2 protein-coding genes are annotated in these 1,856 nt (G+C 63.0%); one reads left to right on the plus strand and one right to left on the minus strand.

Translation table 11 applies throughout. From position 1 onward, the window contains the following. Nucleotides 1-1,341, minus strand: a 1,341-nt coding sequence (locus tag NW815_RS10100) for a TIM-barrel domain-containing protein (RefSeq protein ID WP_414415971.1), incomplete at its 3' end; no start/stop codon positions are given. Nucleotides 1,342-1,621: 280 nt separating this feature from the next. On the opposite strand from NW815_RS10100, the gene NW815_RS10105 reads away from it, so the two are divergent. Beyond that, on the plus strand, nt 1,622-1,856 hold a 235-nt coding region (locus tag NW815_RS10105), incomplete at its 3' end, for a PQQ-dependent sugar dehydrogenase (protein ID WP_414415972.1).

Below are 1,856 nucleotides of genomic sequence, written 5' to 3' on the forward strand. Positions count from 1 at the left end.
GGGTTCGTCGGGTGGGCCTTGGGGGGCATCGAGGGGGATATCGACGATCTGGCCGCCGTCTCCAAAGGGGCGGTCGTTGAGGGCCGGCTCGTTCATGTCGTTCCAGATACCATCCACACCGGCTTGGGTGAGAACCCGTTGCCAGGATCCCCACCACTGCCGCACTCCGGGGCGCAAGAAGTCGGGAAAGAGGACTTTGCCTGGCCAAACGTAGCCATAGAAGAGGTGGCCGTCGGCGCGGCGGATAAAGAAATCCTGGGCCAAGCCCTCGTCGAAGACGGCGTAGTCGGCTTCGGGCTCGAACTTGACGCCGGGATCCACAATGGCTACCACCCGGAAGCCAGCCTCGTGGAGTTGGGCCATGAGCCGGGCCGGTTCGGGGAAGCGGCGGGGATCCCAGGTGAAGACGCGGTAGCCGCGCATGTAGTCGATATCCAAGTAAATGACGTCGCAGGGGATCTGCCGCTGGCGAAATTGCTGCGCAACGGTTTGAACCTGGGCGGCGCTGGCGTAGCTCCAGCGGCACTGTTGGTAGCCCAAGGCCCAGAGGGGAGGAAGGGGAGGCCGCCCAGTGAGTTGGGTGTAGGTCTCGAGCACCAAGGCCGGGGTGGGGCCGTAGATCAGGTAGTAATCCAGCTCGGGGGCGCGCACCTCGATGGCCCACTGCTCGGGATCGATCTGGCCCAGGTCGAACTGGCTCCAGTGGGTGCAGTGCAGGAAGAGCCCGTAGCAGAGGTTGGGGCGAAGAAACAGGGCGAAGGGAATGGCCTGGTAGAGATTGTCGCTGTGGGCGTCGTAGTTCCAGCAGTCGCGAGTCCAGTGGCTGTAGCGCCGACCCCGTTTGTTGAGTAGCCCCGCCCGTTCCCCTAGGCCATAGATGTGCTCGGCAGGGTGGAGGTGTTTGACCAGGCGGATGCTATCGGATCCCCAGGTAAGCCCAGAGGAGACATCGGCGCAAAACTCTTGCCCTTGAGAGTCTTGAAAACTGAACCGGAGGGGATCCCGATCGATCTGAACTTGCACCTGGGAGGTGGACAGGTGGATTTGGGTGGAGCTTTCCTGCAGTTCAAAGGGAGCCGGCGGCCACTCTTCATCGGCTGGAGCCACATCCCAGGAACGACGGGGCAAAAACGCTCCGCTGGGGCTAAAGCGCAGCCGAAACAGACGGGGGGTGAGCACCTGCATAGACCAGCGGCCCTGGGCACAGATGAGGTGGATCCCTCTGGAGTGGGGCTGGAGCTGCTGCAGGGATCCGCAGGTTGGCCTTTGGGGCGGGCGGGCGGGGGATTGGCCGTTCGCGCCCGCGGGATCGAGTCCCAAGATCTCGCCAGGTTCCAGCATGCTTTGGAGACAGATTGCTGCTCTCAAGGCTAGCCTATGGCCGGGAGGGGACAGGGGGTTGCCCACTCTGGTCCGCAGTGGGTTTTACCCTCATCGGTACCCATCTCCAGAAGAGCAGCGGTAATAATCGACTAGCTCAGACCCCAGAATCCATCGCGAAAACGAGGCGGCAATGGCCATGAGGATCCCGGCGAGCAAACTTCTCTCCGCGCTACTGCTTTTGGGAGGGTTGTCCGCCCCCCCTGCCGTGGTGGCCTATCCGGTCAGCCCTGAAACGGTGATGGCCCTGCAACGGGGGGAGCATGCCCAAGCCCTACCCAGAGCCAGAACGGAGCAAGCGTTTCGGGTGGTTACTTTGGCCCAGGGTTTGGAGCACCCTTGGGGGATGGCCTTTTTGCCGGATGGAACTCTCTTGGTTACCGAACGCCCAGGGCGGCTGCGCCGGGTTACCGACCAGGGGTTGGATCCCCAGCCCATAGCCGGTGTGCCAGAAGTATTTGCCCGCGGACAGGGGG

Source organism: Synechococcus sp. R6-7, assembly GCF_047461695.1.
Classification (GTDB): Bacteria; Cyanobacteriota; Cyanobacteriia; order Thermostichales; family Thermostichaceae; genus Thermostichus.